Genomic DNA, 18225 nt, shown 5'->3' with positions numbered 1-18225 from the left:
GGATTGCAGCCAGTACCATGCGTCGCCCCGTAATCTGCTTCATCAACGGCACGATGTTCGATCTGTCCGGCGGCTCCCGCATGGTTCTCGACAGATTCGGTTGTGGCCGCGACGGCGCCGCGCGGTCCGCCGCATTCGCTGCAACCCGAGGACACTTCGCCCTCATGCCGGGCGAAACGATGAAGACCGGCGCGTTGCGGATCGATGCGCCGGTCGGCGGCCTTCGCGGCCGTGCAAAAGCGAGCGGGTTCGGCATGCTGTCGCTCACGGCGCTGACCTTCGTCTTGCTGAAGGAGGCGCAGGCCGCAGATCCCAACGCCAGCCTGCTGGACGACGACAGCATCGCCTACAAGGATTTCGCGCACGGCAGCTTTGAACTGACGACCAAGGAGCTGATCCCGCGGCACATCATCGTCGACGATCCCGGTGAGACGATCGTGCTGACGAAGAAAGGCTCCTCGGTCAGTGTCAATCAGTTCGCTAACTCGGCGGAGCGGATGCAGGAGTTGCATGCGGCGCGACAGGATCTGGTTGCCAATCTCGAAAAGGAGATGAACTCAAACGGATCGAGCACGCCTCCGACGGTGGATTCGCTGGCGCCGCAGCCGATCAATTTCATCGAGAGTGCCGACCAGGTCGAGCCAGGGTCGCTCCCAACGCTACCCTTGATCATACCTAATCAGATCATTCCCATCCGTGCGCCGCCGACGCTGTTCACCCCGGCCGGACCGACCGAGAACGATACCGTGGTGTTCGACGCCTTCACCGCGACATCCGGAACGTTCCATGCCAGCAGCACCAACGGCGACACGCTGATCTTCGGCATCAGCGGCGGCACCGGGGGCGTCACGGTGCTGGGCGGAGTGACCTATGATGTGTCGGAGGGCAGCCCCTATGGCACGCTTTACCTCAACAGCGCGACCGGCCATTACACCTTCGTGCCGAACAGCGACGCGATCAATGCGCTGAAGACGCCGACATCAGACAGTTTCGTCATCACGGTCTCGGACGGCGCGCTCTCGGCCAGCCAGACCTTCACGATCACCATCAACGGCGTCAACGACGCGGCCCATATTTTGGGAATCGCGACCGGCGCCGCGAGCGAGGCCGGCGGCGTGGCCAATGCAATATTGGGCACGGTGGCATCGGGCAAGCTGACCGATGCCGACGTCGACGACACGCCCGACACCTTTACGGTGGTCAGCTCGAAGGCCAGCGCAGGCGGCTACGGCAGCTTCTCCATGACCGCGAACGGCACGTGGACCTACAAGGTCAATGATGCCAACAGCGCGGTGCAGAAGCTCAATGTCGGCGACACCCTGACCGACAGCTTTACGGTGACCACCATCGACGGCACGCCGCAGAAGGTGACGGTCACCATCCATGGCGAGAACGACGCCGCCGTCATCTCGGGCAAGATCACCGGCACGGCGGTCGAGGCTGGCGGGGTCGCCAATGCCGCGGCCGGCACGACCGCGTCGGGCACGCTGACCGACACCGACGTCGACAACGCCTCCGGTTTCACAGCCGTGAGCTCGCCTGCGACGAGCGCGGGCGGCTATGGCAGCTTCACGATGACGGCGGACGGGGCCTGGGCGTACAAGGTCGACGATGCCAACAGCGCGGTGCAGAAGCTCAATGTCGGCGACACCCTGACCGACAGCTTTATGGTGACCACCATCGACGGCACGGCGCAGGAGGTGTCGGTCACCATCCATGGCGCCAATGATGCCGCCGTCATTTCCGGCGTCACGACGGGATGTGTGATCGAGGCCGGCGGCACCGATAATGGCAGGCTGGGCAAGCCGACCGCGTCGGGCATGCTGACCGACAGCGACGTCGACAATGCCCCGAATACGTTCACGGAGGTCTCTTCGCCGACGAAGAGCGATGGCGGCTACGGCTGCTTCACGATGACGGCGTGCGGCGAGTGGACCTACACGCTCGACAACAGCAACGGCGCGGTGCAGGCGTTGAACGCCTGCGATACGCTGACCGATCACTTCACGGTGACCACCATCGATGGCACGGCGCAGGAGGTGACCGTTACCATCCATGGCAGCAACGACGCCGCCGTCATTTCCGGCGCCACGACCGGATCGGTGACCGAAGCCGGCGGGACTGGGCACGGCCAGCCGATCGCCTGCGGCACGCTCACCGACACCGATGTCGACAATGCGTCGAATAGCTTTACGGCGGTGAGTTGTCCGACCTGGAGCGACGGCGGCTACGGCACCTTCACCATGACGACGGCCGGCGAGTGGACTTACAAGCTCGACAACGCCAACTGCACCGTGCAGGCGCTGAATCCTTGCGACACGTTGACCGATTGCTTCACGGTAACCACCATCGACGGCACCAAACAGGCGGTGACGATCACCATCCACGGCGCCAGCGACGCGGACCCCAATGATTTCGACGTGCTGGCCACGGGGAGCCATGTCGTTTGCGATCCGCCTTACGTGCATGGCACGCCAAAAGACGACTGCATCGCCGGAGGCGCTGACGGACGGATCGTCTATGCCGGCGCCGGGAACGACACGGTCAGCGGCAGCTGGCAGGCGGATTTCATCTATGCAGGCTCTGGCAATGACACGGTCAAGGGCAATGGCGGCGATGACACGATCTACGGCGGCTCGGGAAACGATGCGATCAAGGGCGGTGACGGCTGCGACACCATCGTCGGCGGGTTTGGCGCGGACTGGCTGACCGGCGGCAATGGCAACGACCACTTCGTCTTTTTGTCCGCCGCGGATTCAAATGCCAAGCAGTTCGACACGATCACCGATTTTCAATCGGGCAGCGACAAGATCGACTTGTCGGCGCTCGGTTCGTTCGTCTTCGCAGACCTCACGCCCGCAAGCACCAATGTTCCGGCGCATGCCGTTGGCTGGATCAGTGACAGCGCAACCGGTTCGACCATCGTCTATGCCAATCCGACCGATCAGGCCCTGAAGATCGACGATGACTTCCCCGTGGTCGTCCACTTGCACGGAGGGCACACCCCTCACATGTCGGATCTCATCGTGTGACGAAATCGCCGTGGTGTTGGTCGGAGTAAGCCGAGATTCGACCCACGCCTACCAGCTCGCCACAGCTTTCATCGTCGGCTGGCCCTCGGCATTCGCGGTCCACAGCTCGAGCCCGCCGTCCTTGTCGTTCGCATTGACCGAGAATTCGCTACCCTCGAACAGCGGCTGCACGCCGCGATAGCTGAATGTCTTCGGCGCCTTGCCGCCGCGCAGTTTGGCGGCGAGCTCGACGATCAGCGCGGCCTGCAGGGGCCCATGGAAGATCAGGCCGGGATAGCCCTCGACGCCGGTGACGTAGTCGCGGTCGTAATGGATGCGGTGACCGTTGAAGGTCAGTGCCGAGTAGCGGAACAGCAGCACGGCATCGGAGACATGCCTCTCGCGATGCTGCGCGGCCGGCGGCGGAGGTGGGGCCTTTGTCGGGGCTGCGGACGATTTGGTCATCTCGCGATAGACGATGTCCTGGCGTTCACGAATGGCCACGCCGCGCGACGTCGTGACCTCGTGATTGACGGCGACGAAGCACAGGGTGCCGGTCGAGCCCGACTTGATGGTGACGTCCGAGATTGTCGAGGTCCGCTTCGGCTCGTCGCCGACGCGCAAGGCATCGATGAATGCGATCTCGCCGCCGGCCCACATCCGGCGCGGCAGCGGCACCGGCGGCAGGAAGCCGCCGCGGGTCGGGTGGCCGTCGGGGCCGAGCTGCGACATCGGAAACACCGGCTGGCCCAGGCACCAATGCACGGTCCACGGCGCGGCGTCGCCCTTGGCCGGCTCGCCGATCTCCTGGAACAACGTCGAACGCAGGCCCTTCACCAGCTGCGCGGTGACGACGTCGGTCGCCTCCGTACTGCGGCCGATCCATTGGCGGAGATGATCGAGGTCGAGCGCGTCGGTCATTTGTTAACTCTTCTTTTGCGGAAGCGTCTTGTGCTCGCCGATCCCTGGCACCGCGCCGTACTGCCGTTCTGCGCCGACGAAGATCGCGGCCGGCGCGGCGTAGGAGACGCGGCCCTTCGGCGTGTCGACCTCGATGCGGCGCAGATGCGGGTGCACGGCGAGGTCGGCCATGGTGTTGACCTCGGCAAAGGCGATGTCGGCGGCGTCGAGTTTTGCCAGCAGCTCGTCGCGGCTGAGCTTGCCAAAACTTTCGCCGACGGTCGCATCCGTCAGCGCGCGGTTGCGCACGCGCTCGACCATGTTGGCGAAGCGGGGATCATTGGGCAGGTCGGGCTGGCCGAGCACCTCGGCGCAGAGCTTCTTCCACTCGCGCTCGCTCTGGATCGAGATCAGGATGCCCTTGCCATCCCTGGAATTGAACACGCCGTAGGGCGCGATCGAGGGATGGGCAAGCGCCATGCGCTTCGGCGGATTGCCGGCTTCCGAATTGATCAGCGGCACCGCCATCCAGTCCGCCATCACGTCGAACATGGAGATGCGGATGTCGGCGCCATCGCCCGTGCGTCCCCGTCCGATCAGCGCTTCGAGGATCGCGGCGTGCGCGGTGGCCCCCGTTGCGATGTCGACGACGGAGATGCCGACCCGCGACGGGCCGTCCGGCCCGCCGGTGATCGAGGCCAGGCCGCTCTCGGCCTGGATCAGCAGATCATACGCCTTGCGGTCGGCATAGGGGCCGGTGTCGCCATAGCCGGTGATCGTGCACATGATCAGCTTGGGATAATCCTTGCGCAGCCGCTCGCGCGAGAAGCCGAGCCTGTCCATCGAGCCGGGCTTCAGGTTCTGCAGCAGCACGTCGGCGCTCGCGATCAGCTCTTCCAGCGTCGCGCGGCCCTCCCTGGTGGCGAGGTCGATGACGACGGAATCCTTGCCGCGGTTGAGCCAGACGAAGTAGCTGCTCTGGCCCTTCGCCGCCGCGTCATAGCCGCGGGCGAAATCGCCCTCGGGCCGCTCCACCTTGATGACATGCGCGCCGGCATCGGCGAGGCGCGACGAGCAGAACGGGGCGGCAACCGCCTGTTCGACGGCGATGACGGTCAATCCTTCGAGCGGAAGCATGCTGACTTACTCAGTAGGAGCGGGGCATGCCGAGCACATGCTCGGCGACGTAGGAGAGGATCAGATTGGTCGAGATCGGCGCCACCTGGTAGAGCCGCGTCTCGCGGAATTTTCGTTCGACGTCGTATTCCTCGGCGAAGCCGAAACCGCCATGGGTCTGCACGCAGGCATTCGCCGCGTCCCAGGAGGCATCGGCCGCCAGCATCTTGGCCATGTTGGCCTCGGCGCCGCAGTCGAGGCCGGCTTCATATTTGCGGGTGGCTTCCTTCACCATCAGCTCGGCCGCGCGCATCTGCGCGTAGGCCTTGGCGATCGGGAACTGGATGCCCTGGTTCTGGCCGATCGGTCGGCCGAACACGCTGCGCTCCTTGGCATAGTTCGTGGCCTTCGCGATGAACCATTTGGCGTCGCCGATGCATTCCGCCGCAATCAGGATGCGCTCGGCATTCATGCCCGAGAGGATGTAGCGAAAACCCTTGCCTTCCTCGCCGATCAGATTCTCGGCCGGCACCTTCATGTCGCTGAAGAACACTTCGGTGGTGGCGTGGTTCATCATGGTCCGGATGGGCCGGATCTCGAGACCCTTGCCCTTGACCTCGCGCATGTCGACGATGAACACCGAAAGGCCATCGGTGCGCTTCTTCGCCTTCTCCTTCGGCGTGGTGCGCGCGAGCAGGACCATCAGGTCGGAATGCTCGGCGCGGCTGGTCCAGATCTTCTGGCCGTTGACGACGTAGTGATCGCCCTCGCGCTTGGCAAAAGTCTTCAGCGACGACGTATCGGTGCCGCTGGTCGGCTCGGTGACGCCGAACGCCTGCAGCCGCAGCTCACCGGTCGCGACCTTCGGCAGATATTTTGCCTTCTGCGCGTCGTTGCCGTGCCGTAGCACGGTGCCCATCGTGTACATCTGCGCATGGCAGCCGCCGCCATTGCAGCCGGCGCGCTGGATCTCCTCCAGGATCGCCGCCGCGGCCGACAGCTTCAGGCCGGCGCCGCCATATTCCTCGGGGATCAGCACCGAGAGATAGCCGGCTTCCGTCAGCGCATCGACGAACGCCTTCGGATACGCCATCTCGCGATCGAGCTTGCGCCAGTATTCGCCGGGAAACTGGGCGCAGAGCTTTGCGACGGCGTCGCGGATGTCGGAATGGTCGTCGTGCTGGATGTCGTGTGCGGTCATTGTTGTGTCTTGCCGAGTTGCGCCCAAAGCGCGATGAGCGTCATCGCACTTCGGCTCTTGATTTGAGCATGATCTCTTCGGAAAACCGCTTCGCACTTTTCCGGATCATGCTCTGAGCACTGACGTGCCCGCTGTTGTGGGGCCCCGGTAAACTCCCTATGCTTGTTTGTTATAGCGTATGAACCTGCCTTCCAGGATTGGCAAGTATGGATTTCCGGCAGCTTAGGACCTTTGCGTGCGTCGCGGAACTCGGCAGCCTGAGCAAGGCCTCCGATACCTTGCGCGTGGCGCAGCCGGCGCTGAGCCGGCAGATCAAGCTGCTCGAGCACGAGCTGCGCACCGACCTGTTCACGCGCAACGGCCGCGGCATGGTGCTGACCGATGCGGGCCGGCTGCTGCTGGCGCGCACCGCCGGTATCGTGCGGCAGATCGACCAGATCCGCGACGACATCCAGTCGGCCGGCGGCGCGCCGTCGGGCCGCGTCGTGCTCGGCATGGTGCCGACGGTCAGCTGCGTGCTGTCGGCGCGGCTGGCGCGGCGCACGATGGAGGAGTTTCCCGGCATCGCGCTCTGCATCGTCGAAAGCTACAGCGGTCACCTGATCGAATGGCTGCATCGCGGCGAGATGGATCTCGCCGTGATCTATGGTCCGTCGGTCGACCTGCATCTGGCGGTGCAGCCGCTCGGCCGCGACAACATCGTCGCCGTCGGCCCGCGCGGCTGCGGATTGAAGCAGAAGAAGCAGGTCGAGATCGGCTGGCTGCTGCGCCAGCGCCTGGTGCTGCCCTCGCATTCGCACGGGCTGCGCGCCATGATCGAGCACGCCGCGGCCAAGAAGAAAGTCAATCTCGACGTCAAGCTGGAGGCGGATTCGTTTCGCGTGCTGACCAGCCTCGTCGAGGCGGGGCTCGGCATCACCATGCTGCCGCCGTCCTCGGTCCGCGCCGAGGTCGCCGAGGGCCGGCTGGAGACCGCGCCGATTGCCAAGCCCGCGCCGCGGCGCGAGTTGACGCTCGCTGCTCCCGTCGAGCATCCCGGCTCGAATGCGATCACCTTGATCGCAAAATTGCTGCGCGAGGAAACCGCCGCCTGCCGCGCCGAGGGGCTCTGGGATATCCAGCTCGCCTGAGCACAGCGTTCCCATCACGTCACCGCAAAGCCGAGATGCGCGCGGAAGCGGTTCTTGAGATACGTGCCGTCGCGCGGAGGCAGCGCACGCTCGACCTCGCCGGAGGAGATGCGGATGCGCGCCAGCCGCGGCCCGCCGCGCAGGTCCTTCAGCGCCGCGCCGAACGCGTCGATGCCCTTCATGTCGGCGATCTCGGTGACATCGGTGATCCCCGCACCTTGCGCGATCACCTCAAGCTTCGCACCGAGGCCGGAATGGCTCATCTGCATCCCGGTCTCACCGAAATGGCCGTTGTCGAGCACCGCAATCGAAAGATTGCCGGGCTTCTTCACCGCGACCGTCAGCAGGCTGCCGATCCCCATCAGTTGCTCGCCGTCGCCGGTGATGACGAGCACCGGACGCTGCGGCTGCGCCAGCGCCAGCCCGAGGCCGACCATCGCCGCACCGCCCATCGCGCCCCAGAGGTAGAAATTGCCGGCATGATCGCCGGCGTCGAACAGGTCGTAGGACGACGAGCCGAGGCCGGAGACGACGAGCAAATCGCCGCGGTCGGCGAGCAGGGCCTTCACGGCGGCGCGGCGGTCGAGGGAGCCGAATTCCTGTGCCATCACTTCGTCTCCGTCCACTTCTTGCGACCGATCATCTTCTGCGAGATCAGCACCGCGACCTGCTGGTCGCCGTCATAGGCCAGCGAGGCCGCGGCCGAGATCACTTCTTCCGCATCATCCGGGTTCTCCAGCCGCAGCACGGTGACGCCCATGATCTCCATCGCCTGCTGGGTCGCCTTGCCCATCGGAATCTGCCATGGATTGAACTCGGCCCATTCGCCGCGCATCGTCACCAGCGTCAGGAACGGAAAGCGGCAGCTCGCCATCAGCGACAGCATGTTGATGCAATTGCCGACGCCGCTCGACTGCATCAGCAGCACCGCGCGGTCGCCGCCAAGCCAGGCACCGGCGGACAGCGCCACGCCTTCTTCTTCCGTGGTGAGCACCGTGGTCTTGATCGCTGCATCGGCGTGCGACAGCTTGATCAGCCTGGAATGTCCGGCATCGGGAACGTAGGACACCTGTGCGACGCCAAAATCCTTCAGCGTGCGGTAGATCGCAACCGCCCAGTCGGCGCTGGTCGCGTTGTCCTGGTGAACGGCAATCTGGTCCATAGTGGCCTCGGGCAGGGGACGCGTGGTGCGCCCGCGATGACCCGAGGCTTAGCGCGTGAGAGGCTACTCCTCTCTTCGCATCTGGTTCTCGCGGCTATGCCGGGATTGTATAGGCGGCCGCGGGGCCTCAGCCCGGGATCCGCACCGGCAGATCCTCGATCCCCCGCACGAAGCTGGAATAGACCCGCTTCGGCTCGCCGACCACCTCGATGCGGTCGAAGCGTTTCAGCATCTCCTGCCAGACGATCTTGAGCTGCAACTCGGCGAGCCGCATGCCGACGCAGCGGTGGATGCCGAAGCCGAAGGAGAGGTGGATGCGCGGCCGGGCGCGGTCGATGATGAACTCGTTGGGCCGCTCGATGACTTCCTCGTCGCGGTTGCCCGAGACGTACCACATCACGACGCGGTCGCCCTTCTTGATCGTCTTGCCGCCGATCTCGGTGTCCTGCAGTGCGGTGCGCCGCATATGCGCCAGCGGCGTCTGCCAGCGGATCACCTCGGGCACCATGGTGTCGATCAATTCAGGGTTCTCTTTCAGCTTCCTGAACTGCTCGGGATGCTCGTGCAGCGCCAGCACCGAGCCGCTCATGGTGTTGCGCGTGGTGTCGTTGCCGCCGACGATCAGCAGGATGATGTTGCCCATCAAATTATCAGGGTCCATGTGCCGCGTGGCGTCGTTATGCGCCATCATCGACAGCAGATCGTTCTGCGGCGGGGCGTTGACGCGCTCGTTCCACAGCTTGGAGAAATAGGCGTAGCACTCGTCCATTTCCTGCCGCCGCTGCTCCGGCGATTCCACGACGCCGCTCTTCGGCAGCGCGGTCGAGACGTCGGACCAGCGCGTCAGCTTGCGCCGCTCCTCCCAGGGGAAATCGAACAATGTCGCCAGCATCTGCGTGGTCAGCTCGATCGAGACGCGGTCGACGAAGTTGAAGGTCTCGTTGCGCGGCAGGTTGTCGAGCACCGAGGCCGAGCGCTGCCGGATCAGTTTGGCCAGCTCGTCCAGATGATCAGGCGTGAACATCGGCGAGACGGTCTTGCGCTGATGGGCGTGCTTCGGCTGGTCCATCGCGATGAAGGAGGGATAGTCGTAGCCGGGCGGCACGTCTCGGATCGAGATGCCGCCGAGCGTGGAGTCGGAGGAGAAGATGCCGTGGCTGGTGTCGACATGCATGATGTCGTTGTACTTGGTCACCGACCAGTAGGGCTCGATCGGCGCATTGGTGCAGTAATGCACCGGCGCTTCCCTGCGCAGCCGCTCGAACACCGGCCACAGCGTGTCGTTCTGGAACAGCTTTGGCGCGCCCGGATGCAGATCGGCGAGCGGCGTGGCATAGGCTTCCTCGCGGGCGAGGCGCTGCATCTCGGCCTTGTCGGCGCTGACTGCGGCGTGGACGTTCATCGTAATCTCTCCCGGATAGCTCAGGCCGCGATGCGGACCGGCAGCGTCTCGTAGCCCTTGACGAAACTGGAATAGACCCGTTGCGGTTCCCCGACCATCTCGATCCGGTCGAACCGCTTCAGGATCTCCTCCCAGATGATCTTCAGCTGCAATTCGGCAAGGCGCAGGCCGACGCAGCGGTGGATGCCGAAGCCGAACGAGATGTGGTTGCGGGGGCGAGCGCGGTCGATGATGAACTCGTAGGGCTTCTCGATCACGTCCTCGTCGCGATTGCCCGAGACGTACCACATCACGACCTTGTCGCCCTTCTTGAACTGGCGTCCGCGGAACTCATAGTCCTGCAGCGCGGTGCGCCGCATATGGGCCAGCGGCGTCTGCCAGCGGATCACCTCGGGCACGAACGAATCGATCAGCGCCGGATTCTCCTTCAGCTTGCGATACTGCTCCGGATTCTTGTGCAGCGCATAGATCGAGCCGGACAGCGTGTTGCGCGTGGTGTCGTTGCCGCCGACGATCAGGAGGATCAGATTGCCGAGGAAGTTCTTCGGGTCCATGTCGCGCGTGGCCTCGCTATGGGCCATCATCGACAGCAAATCGCTCTTCGGCGGCTGGTTGATCCGCTCCTTCCACAGCCGCGCAAAGTACGTCGCGCATTCCAGCAGCTCCGCCTGGCGTTCCTCTTCCGTCGCAACCAGCCCGCCGGGGCCGGGAATCGTGGTCGCGACGTCGGACCAGCGCGTCAGCTTGCGCCGCTCCTCCCAGGGGAAGTCGAACAGCACCGCGAGCATCTGCGTGGTCAGCTCGATCGAGACCTTGTCGACCCAGTCGAAGACGTCGCCGCGCGGCAGATTGTCGAGGCAGCCCTCGGAGCGCTTGCGGATGTTGATCGCGAGCTCATCGAGATGCGTCGGCGTGAACATCGGCGCCACCGTCTTGCGCTGCGCCGAGTGCCGCGGCTGGTCCATGGCGATGAAACTCTCGCGGCGCAGATCCGGGTCGACGTCGCGGATCGTGATGCCGCCGAGCGAGGCGGCCGAGGAGAACACCGCATGATTGGTCTCGACGTCCATGATGTCGTTGTACTTGGTCACCGACCAGTACGGCCCGAACATCGAGTCCTTGCAGTAATGCACCGGGTCTTCCTTGCGCAGCCGGTCGAAATACGGCCAGAAGGCATCGGTCTTGAACAGTTCAGGATGGCCGGGATCGAGCTCTGACAGCGGCGTCGCATAGGCGCGCTCGCGCGCGGCCTCAGGCGTGACGTCTTTGACGGACTCGACGGTCCCATGCATGAGCTTCTCCCGTGACTGATCCCGCGCGGGGCATGGCCGGCGGGTCGATGTTTTAGCGAATTACATTCCACTTCTGCGGTTCGCGCAAGGCCCGTCAGCGCCGCCTTTGGCCGCATCGTGGGGGTCGTGGTGGGTCAATCCGTTTGAAACACCGTTTAAATCCGCATCCTCCCGCAAGGCCCCGTTAATGCAAACCGATCGCAACTCGCCTTTAGGATGCGTCGCGCTCTCGACTCCGCTATGAAACCTGGATCACACTCGACGCGACAAATCTGTGCTTTGTCTGCGCAGAATTGTCGCCGCCCTTGGAGCCTTTTCCGTGAATGATCTGAGTTGGACCCCGCCGGGACCGCCGCCGCCGATGCCGGTTCCGCCGCCGATGCCGGTGGCGTTTTCGGGCGGCCGCAGGGAGTTCTTCCACCTGGTCTCGCGCGGTGCCGGCCTCGAGCTGATCACGCTCGGCTTCTACCGCTTCTGGCTCGCCACCGACATGCGCCGCCATCTATGGTCCAACACCCATGTCGATGGCGATGGCGCCGAATATACCGGCCGCGGCAAGGAACTCCTGATCGGCTTCCTGGTCGCGCTCGCGATCCTGGTGCCGGTGTATCTGGCCTATTTCCTGGTCGGCCTCGAAGCCGAGCGGGCGCAGGCCTTCGCCTCGATTCCGCTGTTCCTCTTCTTCTATCTGTTCGGCCAGTTCGCGATCTACCGCGCGCGGCGCTATCGGCTGACCCGCACGGTGTGGCGCGGCGTCCGCTTTTGGATGAGCGGCTCGGGCTGGATCTACGCGCTGCAGGCCTCGCTCTGGGGCCTGCTCGTCCTCGCCACGCTCGGCCTTGCACTGCCCTGGCGCGAGGCCGCGCTCGAGCGCTACAAGATGCGCCACTCCTATTACGGCGACCTGCAGGGACGCTTCGAAGGCCGTGGCTGGGATTTCTTCAAGCGGGGCTGGTGGCTGTGGCTGCTGACGCCGTTCGCGCTCTACATGGCGATCTTCCTGCCCTTCGTCTACGGCGCGTTCAAGGCGATCGAGTGGCGCTGGTGGTTGTCCGGCATCCGCTTCGGCGACGTGCGGCTGGAATCGACGCTGCGCAAGAGCGAGCTGATCGGGCTCTACTGGAAGGTCATCGGCTGGGTCGTCGTGCTCGGAATCGTTTTCGCGATCTATCTCGGGCTGTGCGCGGTGCTGGTCTCCAGCATGACCGCAACCCCGATCGACGAGTTCTTCCAGTCCCAGGAAATCGTCAAGAGCATTCCGATGCTGGTGCTTCTCGGTCTCGGCTACCTCGCCTTCGCGCTGGCGATGAACGTGGTGATGCGCGTCTATCTGATGCGCGACCTCTGGATCCGCGTGCTATCCTCGACCATCGTGCACAACATCGGCGCCGCCGCCAATGTCAGCGCGCGGGGCGAACTCGCCAATGCGCTCGGCGAGGGCTTTGCCGACGGTCTCGACGTAGCGGGATTCTGACGCATGACGATGGACGACGAAGCCAGCAGTCCCGCGCCGTCAGCGCCGGGGCGGACCGCGGCCTATTTCGACGGCACCTCGAACAAGCGCCGCACCGTCACGCTGCGGCTCGATTATGCGCTCGTTATCATGGAGGACGGCGCGCGGATTGCGAGCTGGACCTATGACGACATTCGTCGCGCCGACAGTCCGACCGGCCTGTTGCGGCTGAGCTGCATCACCGGGCAGGGGCTGGCGCGGCTGGAGATCCGCGATGCGGCGCTGGCCGCTGAGGTCACCGCGCGCTGCCCGCGCCTCGACGAGAACCTGCCGAGCCGCCGCGGCATCGCTGCGATCGTCGGCTGGTCGCTCGCCGCCGCAACCTCGATCGTGCTGGTGGTGCTGTTCGGCGTGCCGCTGGCCGCCGAGCGGCTGACGCCGCTGGTGCCCGACAGTTTCGAGCGGCGGCTCGGCGAGGTCGGCGACAAGCAGGTCTCGGCGGTGTTCTCGCCCACCCAGTGCACCAATGCCGCCGGCCAGGCCGCTTTCGAGAAACTGGTCGGCAAGCTGCGCGAGAGCGCCGGCCTCGACACGTCGGTGCAGTCGAAAGTCGTGACCACCAGTCCGAAGATCGCCAACGCCTTCGCGCTGCCGGGCGGGCGGGTCTATCTGTTCAATGAATTGCTGGCGAAGGCCGAGAATGCCGACGAGGTCGCGGGCGTTTTGGCGCATGAGCTCGGCCACGTCCGCCATCGCGACAGCATGCGCGAGCTGATCCACAATGGCGGCTCGTCGTTCCTGATCGGGCTGTTGTTCGGCGACGTCACCGGCTCCGGCGCGCTGCTGTTCACCTCGCGCACGCTGGTGCAGTCGTCCTACTCGCGCGATGCCGAGAGCAATGCCGACAGTTTTGCGATCGAGACCATGCACCGGCTCGGCCGCCCGGCCAAGCCGATGGGCGAATTGATGCTCCGCATCACCGGCAAGGAAGGCAAGGGCATCACGCTGCTCTCCAGCCATCCGCTGACCGAGGACCGCCTCGCGCGCATGGACAAGGCCGACAGCGGCCTGAAGCAGGGCCCGCCGCTGCTGTCGGGCGCTGAATGGCAGGCGCTGAAGGGGATTTGTGGCTCGACGAAGACGTGAGGAAAAAATCGCGATGAAGAGATGGATCTTGTCGGCGTGCATCTTGGCGCTGACGGCAGCTCCCGCTGCCGCGGTCGACATCCGACTCGATTCCTATCGCAATCCCAAGAGCGAGAATTTTCGCATCTTCAATCACATGTACCTCGACGGCGCCAGGGGCGGCCTGATGGCCTACAACGCATGGCTCAAGCGACACGGCCAACCGTCATTCTGCATGCCCGACGATCTCGCTTTGACGACGGAGCAAACCGAAGAGATCATGCTCAAATCGGCCGAGAAGCGCGCCGCGAAAGGCGATTGGCTGGTGTCGTCGCTGCTGCTGTGGGGCCTGCAGGATACCTATCCCTGCGACAAGCCGGCGGCGACGAAGTAAGTCAACGCGTACGAGCTGTGCCTCCGCCGGGAACGTGGAGGAGGCACGTCAGCGTGGGCGGAGATTGGCGCTCGCGATCATTCGGCCAAAAATCCAGAGCATCACGCCGAGGAGCACACCGGCAAACAGCGCAAAGAAAGGACGATACGTCAGGCCTTCCAGGTAGCGTCGGAACTCGATCACCTGCACACCGCCGATGCTGCCGAACCAGATCAGTCGGGAGCACCATTTCCACAGGATCGAATCGTCGGTCTGCGACTCTTTCCATGCGCGTCCGAAGAAGAAGAGAGAAACCGCGAGGAAGAAAAGACCCAGCCAGATCATGTCGCATCCGTTCGAACCATGGAATGGATTAGGTCAAGACAGTTTCACATTTGGCCGCTGATGGATCGCAAATTGAGTCAATTTTCCGCGCATATGGAATGCGCGCAGCGAGGTACTCACCTTCGTGGATTGTTCCGCTAAACGCTCTTCGCCACCTTGCGCGAGCGCGTCGTGCCCGCGCCGACAATCGCGGTGGTCGGCGCGGGACGCACGCCCCACACCGCCTGCATCTCGGCAATGGCGTGCGCGATGGTCGGCTCATTGCGCCGTGTGGTCAGGCAGGCAAAGGAGAGGTCGCAGGTCAGCTTGACCTTGTCTGATATCACGAACGTCCGTGGTTGCTTCAGCCGCGGCTCCAGCACGATGTCGCGGGCGAGGCTGAGGCAGACGCCTGACTCGACGAAGTCGATCATCGCCTCTTCCTGGTCGGTGTAGGCGACGCGCTTGGGCAGCGCGCCGAGCGGCCGGAAGATGTCGTCGAGCAGCCGCCGGTGCGCCGAATGCGCCGGCGTCGCGAGCCAGGGCAGGTGCATCAGCTCGGCCCAGTCCTTGCCCATCACCTGGTCGCGCCATTCGACCGGCGCGATGACGCGGTAGTCATAGGCGAGCAGCGGCGCCAGCTGGTACTTGCCGCCCTCGATGGTACGCTCAGTGTAAGTGTGCCGGAGCAGCGAGTCCGGCGGCGTGGCGTCGACATAGAAGCCGACGTCGAGCTCGCCCTTGCCGATCTGCGACAAAACGTCGTCGCTCATGCCGTGGCGCAGGAACACCTCGGTGCGCTGGGCCGAGGCGGCGAGGCTGCGCACGAACGGGCCGAGGCGGGTGAATTCGGGGTCGAGGATGGTGCCGACCCGCAAGACGCCGCGCTGGGATTCCTTCAGCGTCTCGGCCATGGTGCGGAATTCTGTGGATGCCAGCACCGCCTTGTGCGCCAGCGGCAGCAGCGCGGCGCCGGCCTCGGTCAAGGTGAAGCCGCCGGGGGTGCGGTTGAACAGCTGCAGGCCGGTGCTTTCTTCGAGGCCTTTCAGTTGCAGGCTGACCGCCGGTTGGGTCAGGTTCAGCACCGATGCGGCGCGCGATACGGTGCCTTCGCGGGCGACCGTCATGAAGCAGCGCAGGGCCTGGGTACGTGGGAGTTCATTCATTTGGAACGCTTATATCACATTTCCAAGAACTCATTAGACAGGAAATGCTCCTGTAAGTCACAGTTTTTTGCCCGATACACTTGGCGTTGTCCCACGCCGACAACCCGACCGAAAATCCGTCCGGTTTTTCCGGAACCTAGGGAGAGTCTTTCGAAGATGGTGCCGCGCCCGACGCCCGGACGCCGTAGGGGATTCGCTGCGGTCGGCGCCTTGGCCCTATTTGCCGCGCTGATAGCGACCGCTGCCGCGCCGGCACGCGGAGCTGGCCCGGCCGATGCCTATCCGGAGCGGCCGGTTCAACTCGTGGTGCCCGCCGGCCCGGGCAGCAGCACCGACACCATCATGCGCGCGCTGGCCCAGTCGGCCGCGCCCTTGCTTGGCCAGCCCCTGGTGATCCTCAACAAGCCCGGTGCCAGCGGCACCATCGGCGTCAGCTTCGTGACGCGCTCCGAGCCGGACGGCTACACGATCGGCGGCGTGCCGAGCGGGGCGATCACGATGGCGCCGCATGTTGCCGCCCAGAGCTTTGCGGCGAGCGACTATCGGATCGTCGCGATGATCACCCGCGCCGCCGGCGTGCTCTGCGTGCGCCCTGACTTCCCGGCGAAGACCGCCACCGAATTCCTCACCGAGCTGCGCAACAATCCGGACAAATACACCTACGGCTCCGACGGCGTCGGCGCCTTCGTGCAATTCTCCACCGCGCGGATATTCCAGCCCGCCGGCATCCGCCAGCGCATCATTCCGTTTTCGGGCGCCGACCAGACCGTGACGGCCTTCCTGGCAGGGACCATCGACATCTATGGCGGCGCGATCGCCACCATCGCGCAGTTCGCAGGCGAAGGGAAAGCCAAGTGCCTGCTGCTGACCACGGCGCAGCGCTCGAAGACGCTGCCCGAGGTGGAGAGCCTCGACGACATCAGGATGGGAGCGGCGCAGACGCTGCTGTGGCGCGCCGTGATCGCGCCGCGCGACATTCCGCAGGATCGCTTCGACAAACTCCGCGAAGCGCTGCTGCGTGCGGCCGCGACGGAGGAGTTCAAGACGCTGGCCGGCAAGCGCGGCGAGGAGGTCTGGGTCATCAGCGCCGAAGATGCCGCGAAACATGCGACAGGTGAATTCACCGAGATGGAGCAGCTGGCAAAGCTGCTCCAGCTGAAGCCGAACTGACGGAGGCGAGGCGATGCCGACCGTCAAGGCGATCGACGGCGCGACACTGCACTACGCGGTGCACGACTACACCGACCGCTGGCGCAAGGCCGAGACCATCATGCTGATCCACGGCTTTGCCCGTTCCGGCGCGTTCTGGTTCAACATGATCCCGTATCTGTCGCGGTTCTATCGCGTGATCTGCCCGGACCTGCGCGGGCTCGGCCAATCCGTGCCGCTGGCCAATCCGGCGCAGGCGATCTCGCGCGAGGCTTATTTGAGCGATATCGCCGCAATCGCCGATCACGCCGGCGCCGACACCTTCCATCTCGTCGGCGAAGCGATCGGCGGCGCCATCACGCTGATATCGGCCGCCGAGCAGGCTAGCCGCGTGCGCACGCTGTCGGTGCTGGCGCCGGCGGTGTGGGCCAATGACTGGATCCGCAAGGCCTATGCGGTCGGCTATCCCACCTGGGCGGAGGCGATCCGCGCGCTCGGCGTCGAGGGCTGGGTGCGCAAGTCGAACGCGCTGGCGCGGTTTCCCGCAGGCTTCGATCCGGCTTTCATGGAGTGGTACGCGAAAGAAGTCGGCAAGGCTGATGTCGAAATCGTCGTCGCCATGGTCGAATTCGCAGGCCGCGTCGATGCCAGGCCGTACCTCCGCCGGATCACCGCGCCCGTGCTGGCGCTCTATCCGACCGGCAGCAACATTTCCTCATCGGACCAGGAAGCCGCGCTGCGCGAGCTGGTCGCCTCGATCCGCATCGAACATCTCAACTCGGCGTCCGCAATGCTCGGCATGCAGCAGCCGGCCGCCTGCGCCAACCAGATCCTGAATTTCTGCGCCGTCCATGACGGCATCGTCTGTCGTGAATGAACTGCCAAGACTGAACTGCCGTGAATGTATTGCAATGAATGAGCTGTCGTTTTCCTCCTGACCGGGATGCCACGCTTCCATGACGAAATCCTTCGACCCGTCGATCCCGTTTCCCGGCGCCGACGAAGCCCGCACCCGCCGGCAGCTCCGCTTGATCAGGGCGCTGTTCCGGATCGACGACCCCGAACTCGAGCAGGCACTCGCGGTAGTCGTGGAGCGGCTGGCGGCCGCCGCGGAGCAGGAGAGGGTGGCGGCAGCGCCGCCGAAGGAGATGCCCCGCATCGAGCCGTCGCAGGAGTGAGGGGCGTATCCCGTCCTTCGCATCCGAGCTACGGACCGGCACGCTCCCGCTGATATTAAACCGCTGATTTGCCCGACGGCGCAAGCCCGCGGCGCAAAAATATTTTACTTTACACGAACTTCCGATTATGCTAACAATGGCATGTCTCACCCGACACGAGGGGCGCTCGCGAACGCCACGAACGTGGGTGACGATGCGGTGGCCGCTGAGCGTGCGACAGGCGTGTGTGCGCAAGGCGGACGG

At 64.8% G+C, this 18225-nt stretch carries 17 protein-coding genes; 8 read left to right on the top strand and 9 right to left on the bottom strand.

Features of this window, described 5'->3' with window-relative positions:
* Positions 1–17 precede the first annotated feature (17 nt).
* On the top strand, positions 18–3032 hold the full coding sequence (locus JQ604_RS31360; protein WP_212364573.1) for a VCBS domain-containing protein: 3015 nt from the start codon (positions 18–20) through the stop codon (positions 3030–3032).
* Between the two features lie 48 nt (positions 3033–3080).
* Here JQ604_RS31360 and JQ604_RS31355 read toward each other — a convergent pair whose 3' ends face one another.
* The 3 genes from JQ604_RS31355 to JQ604_RS31345 are packed head-to-tail and all read right to left on the bottom strand — an operon-like array spanning position 3081 to position 6228.
* Positions 3081–3932, bottom strand: coding sequence for an FAS1-like dehydratase domain-containing protein (locus tag JQ604_RS31355; RefSeq protein ID WP_212364572.1), 852 nt, complete (start codon positions 3930–3932; stop codon positions 3081–3083).
* Between the two features lie 3 nt (positions 3933–3935).
* Complete coding sequence (locus JQ604_RS31350) at positions 3936–5048, bottom strand: CaiB/BaiF CoA transferase family protein (RefSeq protein WP_212364571.1); 1113 nt, start codon at positions 5046–5048, stop codon at positions 3936–3938.
* A 10-nt stretch (positions 5049–5058) separates the two neighbouring features.
* Positions 5059–6228: an acyl-CoA dehydrogenase family protein gene (locus tag JQ604_RS31345; protein WP_212364570.1), complete on the bottom strand. Its 1170-nt coding sequence runs from the start codon at positions 6226–6228 to the stop codon at positions 5059–5061.
* Between the two features lie 206 nt (positions 6229–6434).
* On the opposite strand from JQ604_RS31345, the gene JQ604_RS31340 reads away from it, so the two are divergent.
* Positions 6435–7358, top strand: coding sequence for a LysR family transcriptional regulator (locus JQ604_RS31340; protein ID WP_212364569.1), 924 nt, complete (start codon positions 6435–6437; stop codon positions 7356–7358).
* 14 nt (positions 7359–7372) lie between these two features.
* Here the strand turns inward: JQ604_RS31340 and JQ604_RS31335 are convergent, their stop codons facing one another.
* From JQ604_RS31335 to JQ604_RS31320, 4 genes are all read right to left on the bottom strand, one after another.
* Positions 7373–7966 (bottom strand): thiamine pyrophosphate-dependent enzyme, encoded by a 594-nt coding sequence (locus JQ604_RS31335; RefSeq protein WP_212364568.1) that lies wholly within the window; start codon positions 7964–7966, stop codon positions 7373–7375.
* Positions 7966–8520 (bottom strand): thiamine pyrophosphate-binding protein, encoded by a 555-nt coding sequence (locus JQ604_RS31330; protein ID WP_212364567.1) that lies wholly within the window; start codon positions 8518–8520, stop codon positions 7966–7968. The genes JQ604_RS31335 and JQ604_RS31330 overlap by 1 nt, the downstream gene beginning before the upstream one ends.
* A gap of 127 nt (positions 8521–8647) precedes the next feature.
* A complete protein-coding gene (locus JQ604_RS31325) occupies positions 8648–9922 on the bottom strand; it encodes a cytochrome P450 (protein ID WP_212364566.1) in 1275 nt (424 codons plus the stop codon).
* A gap of 20 nt (positions 9923–9942) precedes the next feature.
* Complete coding sequence (locus JQ604_RS31320; protein WP_212364565.1) at positions 9943–11214, bottom strand: cytochrome P450; 1272 nt, start codon at positions 11212–11214, stop codon at positions 9943–9945.
* Between the two features lie 319 nt (positions 11215–11533).
* Between JQ604_RS31320 and JQ604_RS31315 the strand changes: the two genes are divergently transcribed.
* From JQ604_RS31315 to JQ604_RS31305, 3 genes are read left to right on the top strand one after another with little or no spacing between them, the layout of a single operon-like run.
* On the top strand, positions 11534–12688 hold the full coding sequence (locus JQ604_RS31315) for a DUF898 family protein (RefSeq protein WP_349631163.1): 1155 nt from the start codon (positions 11534–11536) through the stop codon (positions 12686–12688).
* Between the two features lie 3 nt (positions 12689–12691).
* Positions 12692–13813 (top strand): M48 family metallopeptidase, encoded by a 1122-nt coding sequence (locus JQ604_RS31310; protein WP_212364564.1) that lies wholly within the window; start codon positions 12692–12694, stop codon positions 13811–13813.
* A gap of 13 nt (positions 13814–13826) precedes the next feature.
* Positions 13827–14186 (top strand): hypothetical protein, encoded by a 360-nt coding sequence (locus tag JQ604_RS31305; protein WP_212364563.1) that lies wholly within the window; start codon positions 13827–13829, stop codon positions 14184–14186.
* A 48-nt stretch (positions 14187–14234) separates the two neighbouring features.
* Here JQ604_RS31305 and JQ604_RS31300 read toward each other — a convergent pair whose 3' ends face one another.
* Together JQ604_RS31300 and JQ604_RS31295 are read right to left on the bottom strand one after the other, a co-directional pair.
* Positions 14235–14510 (bottom strand): hypothetical protein, encoded by a 276-nt coding sequence (locus JQ604_RS31300; protein ID WP_212364562.1) that lies wholly within the window; start codon positions 14508–14510, stop codon positions 14235–14237.
* 137 nt (positions 14511–14647) lie between these two features.
* Entirely contained in the window at positions 14648–15655 is a 1008-nt protein-coding gene (locus JQ604_RS31295) for a LysR family transcriptional regulator (RefSeq protein ID WP_212364561.1), read from the bottom strand.
* A gap of 210 nt (positions 15656–15865) precedes the next feature.
* Between JQ604_RS31295 and JQ604_RS31290 the strand changes: the two genes are divergently transcribed.
* From JQ604_RS31290 to JQ604_RS31280, 3 genes are all read left to right on the top strand, one after another.
* Positions 15866–16825 (top strand): tripartite tricarboxylate transporter substrate binding protein, encoded by a 960-nt coding sequence (locus JQ604_RS31290; RefSeq protein ID WP_212364560.1) that lies wholly within the window; start codon positions 15866–15868, stop codon positions 16823–16825.
* 13 nt (positions 16826–16838) lie between these two features.
* The gene (locus JQ604_RS31285) at positions 16839–17681 is read left to right on the top strand and encodes an alpha/beta fold hydrolase (RefSeq protein ID WP_212364559.1); all 843 of its coding nucleotides are present in this window, start codon (positions 16839–16841) and stop codon (positions 17679–17681) included.
* A 79-nt stretch (positions 17682–17760) separates the two neighbouring features.
* On the top strand, positions 17761–17982 hold the full coding sequence (locus JQ604_RS31280; protein WP_212364558.1) for a hypothetical protein: 222 nt from the start codon (positions 17761–17763) through the stop codon (positions 17980–17982).
* Positions 17983–18225 lie beyond the last annotated feature (243 nt).

The sequence above is a fragment of the Bradyrhizobium jicamae genome (assembly GCF_018130695.1).
Taxonomy (GTDB): Bacteria; Pseudomonadota; Alphaproteobacteria; order Rhizobiales; family Xanthobacteraceae; genus Bradyrhizobium; species Bradyrhizobium jicamae_B.
This window is presented reverse-complemented; position numbering and strand designations above follow the sequence as displayed.

Excerpts from the sequence above, each read along its gene's own strand:
- JQ604_RS31360 (WP_212364573.1), top strand. The coding sequence starts at position 18 with ATGCGTCGCCCCGTAATCTGCTTCATCAACGGCACGATGTTCGATCTG.
- JQ604_RS31355 (WP_212364572.1), bottom strand. The coding sequence starts at position 3,932 with ATGACCGACGCGCTCGACCTCGATCATCTCCGCCAATGGATCGGCCGC.
- JQ604_RS31350 (WP_212364571.1), bottom strand. The coding sequence starts at position 5,048 with ATGCTTCCGCTCGAAGGATTGACCGTCATCGCCGTCGAACAGGCGGTT.
- JQ604_RS31345 (WP_212364570.1), bottom strand. The coding sequence starts at position 6,228 with ATGACCGCACACGACATCCAGCACGACGACCATTCCGACATCCGCGAC.
- JQ604_RS31340 (WP_212364569.1), top strand. The coding sequence starts at position 6,435 with ATGGATTTCCGGCAGCTTAGGACCTTTGCGTGCGTCGCGGAACTCGGC.
- JQ604_RS31335 (WP_212364568.1), bottom strand. The coding sequence starts at position 7,966 with ATGGCACAGGAATTCGGCTCCCTCGACCGCCGCGCCGCCGTGAAGGCC.
- JQ604_RS31330 (WP_212364567.1), bottom strand. The coding sequence starts at position 8,520 with ATGGACCAGATTGCCGTTCACCAGGACAACGCGACCAGCGCCGACTGG.
- JQ604_RS31325 (WP_212364566.1), bottom strand. The coding sequence starts at position 9,922 with ATGAACGTCCACGCCGCAGTCAGCGCCGACAAGGCCGAGATGCAGCGC.
- JQ604_RS31320 (WP_212364565.1), bottom strand. The coding sequence starts at position 11,214 with ATGCATGGGACCGTCGAGTCCGTCAAAGACGTCACGCCTGAGGCCGCG.
- JQ604_RS31310 (WP_212364564.1), top strand. The coding sequence starts at position 12,692 with ATGACGATGGACGACGAAGCCAGCAGTCCCGCGCCGTCAGCGCCGGGG.
- JQ604_RS31305 (WP_212364563.1), top strand. The coding sequence starts at position 13,827 with ATGAAGAGATGGATCTTGTCGGCGTGCATCTTGGCGCTGACGGCAGCT.
- JQ604_RS31300 (WP_212364562.1), bottom strand. The coding sequence starts at position 14,510 with ATGATCTGGCTGGGTCTTTTCTTCCTCGCGGTTTCTCTCTTCTTCTTC.
- JQ604_RS31295 (WP_212364561.1), bottom strand. The coding sequence starts at position 15,655 with ATGAATGAACTCCCACGTACCCAGGCCCTGCGCTGCTTCATGACGGTC.
- JQ604_RS31285 (WP_212364559.1), top strand. The coding sequence starts at position 16,839 with ATGCCGACCGTCAAGGCGATCGACGGCGCGACACTGCACTACGCGGTG.
- JQ604_RS31280 (WP_212364558.1), top strand. The coding sequence starts at position 17,761 with ATGACGAAATCCTTCGACCCGTCGATCCCGTTTCCCGGCGCCGACGAA.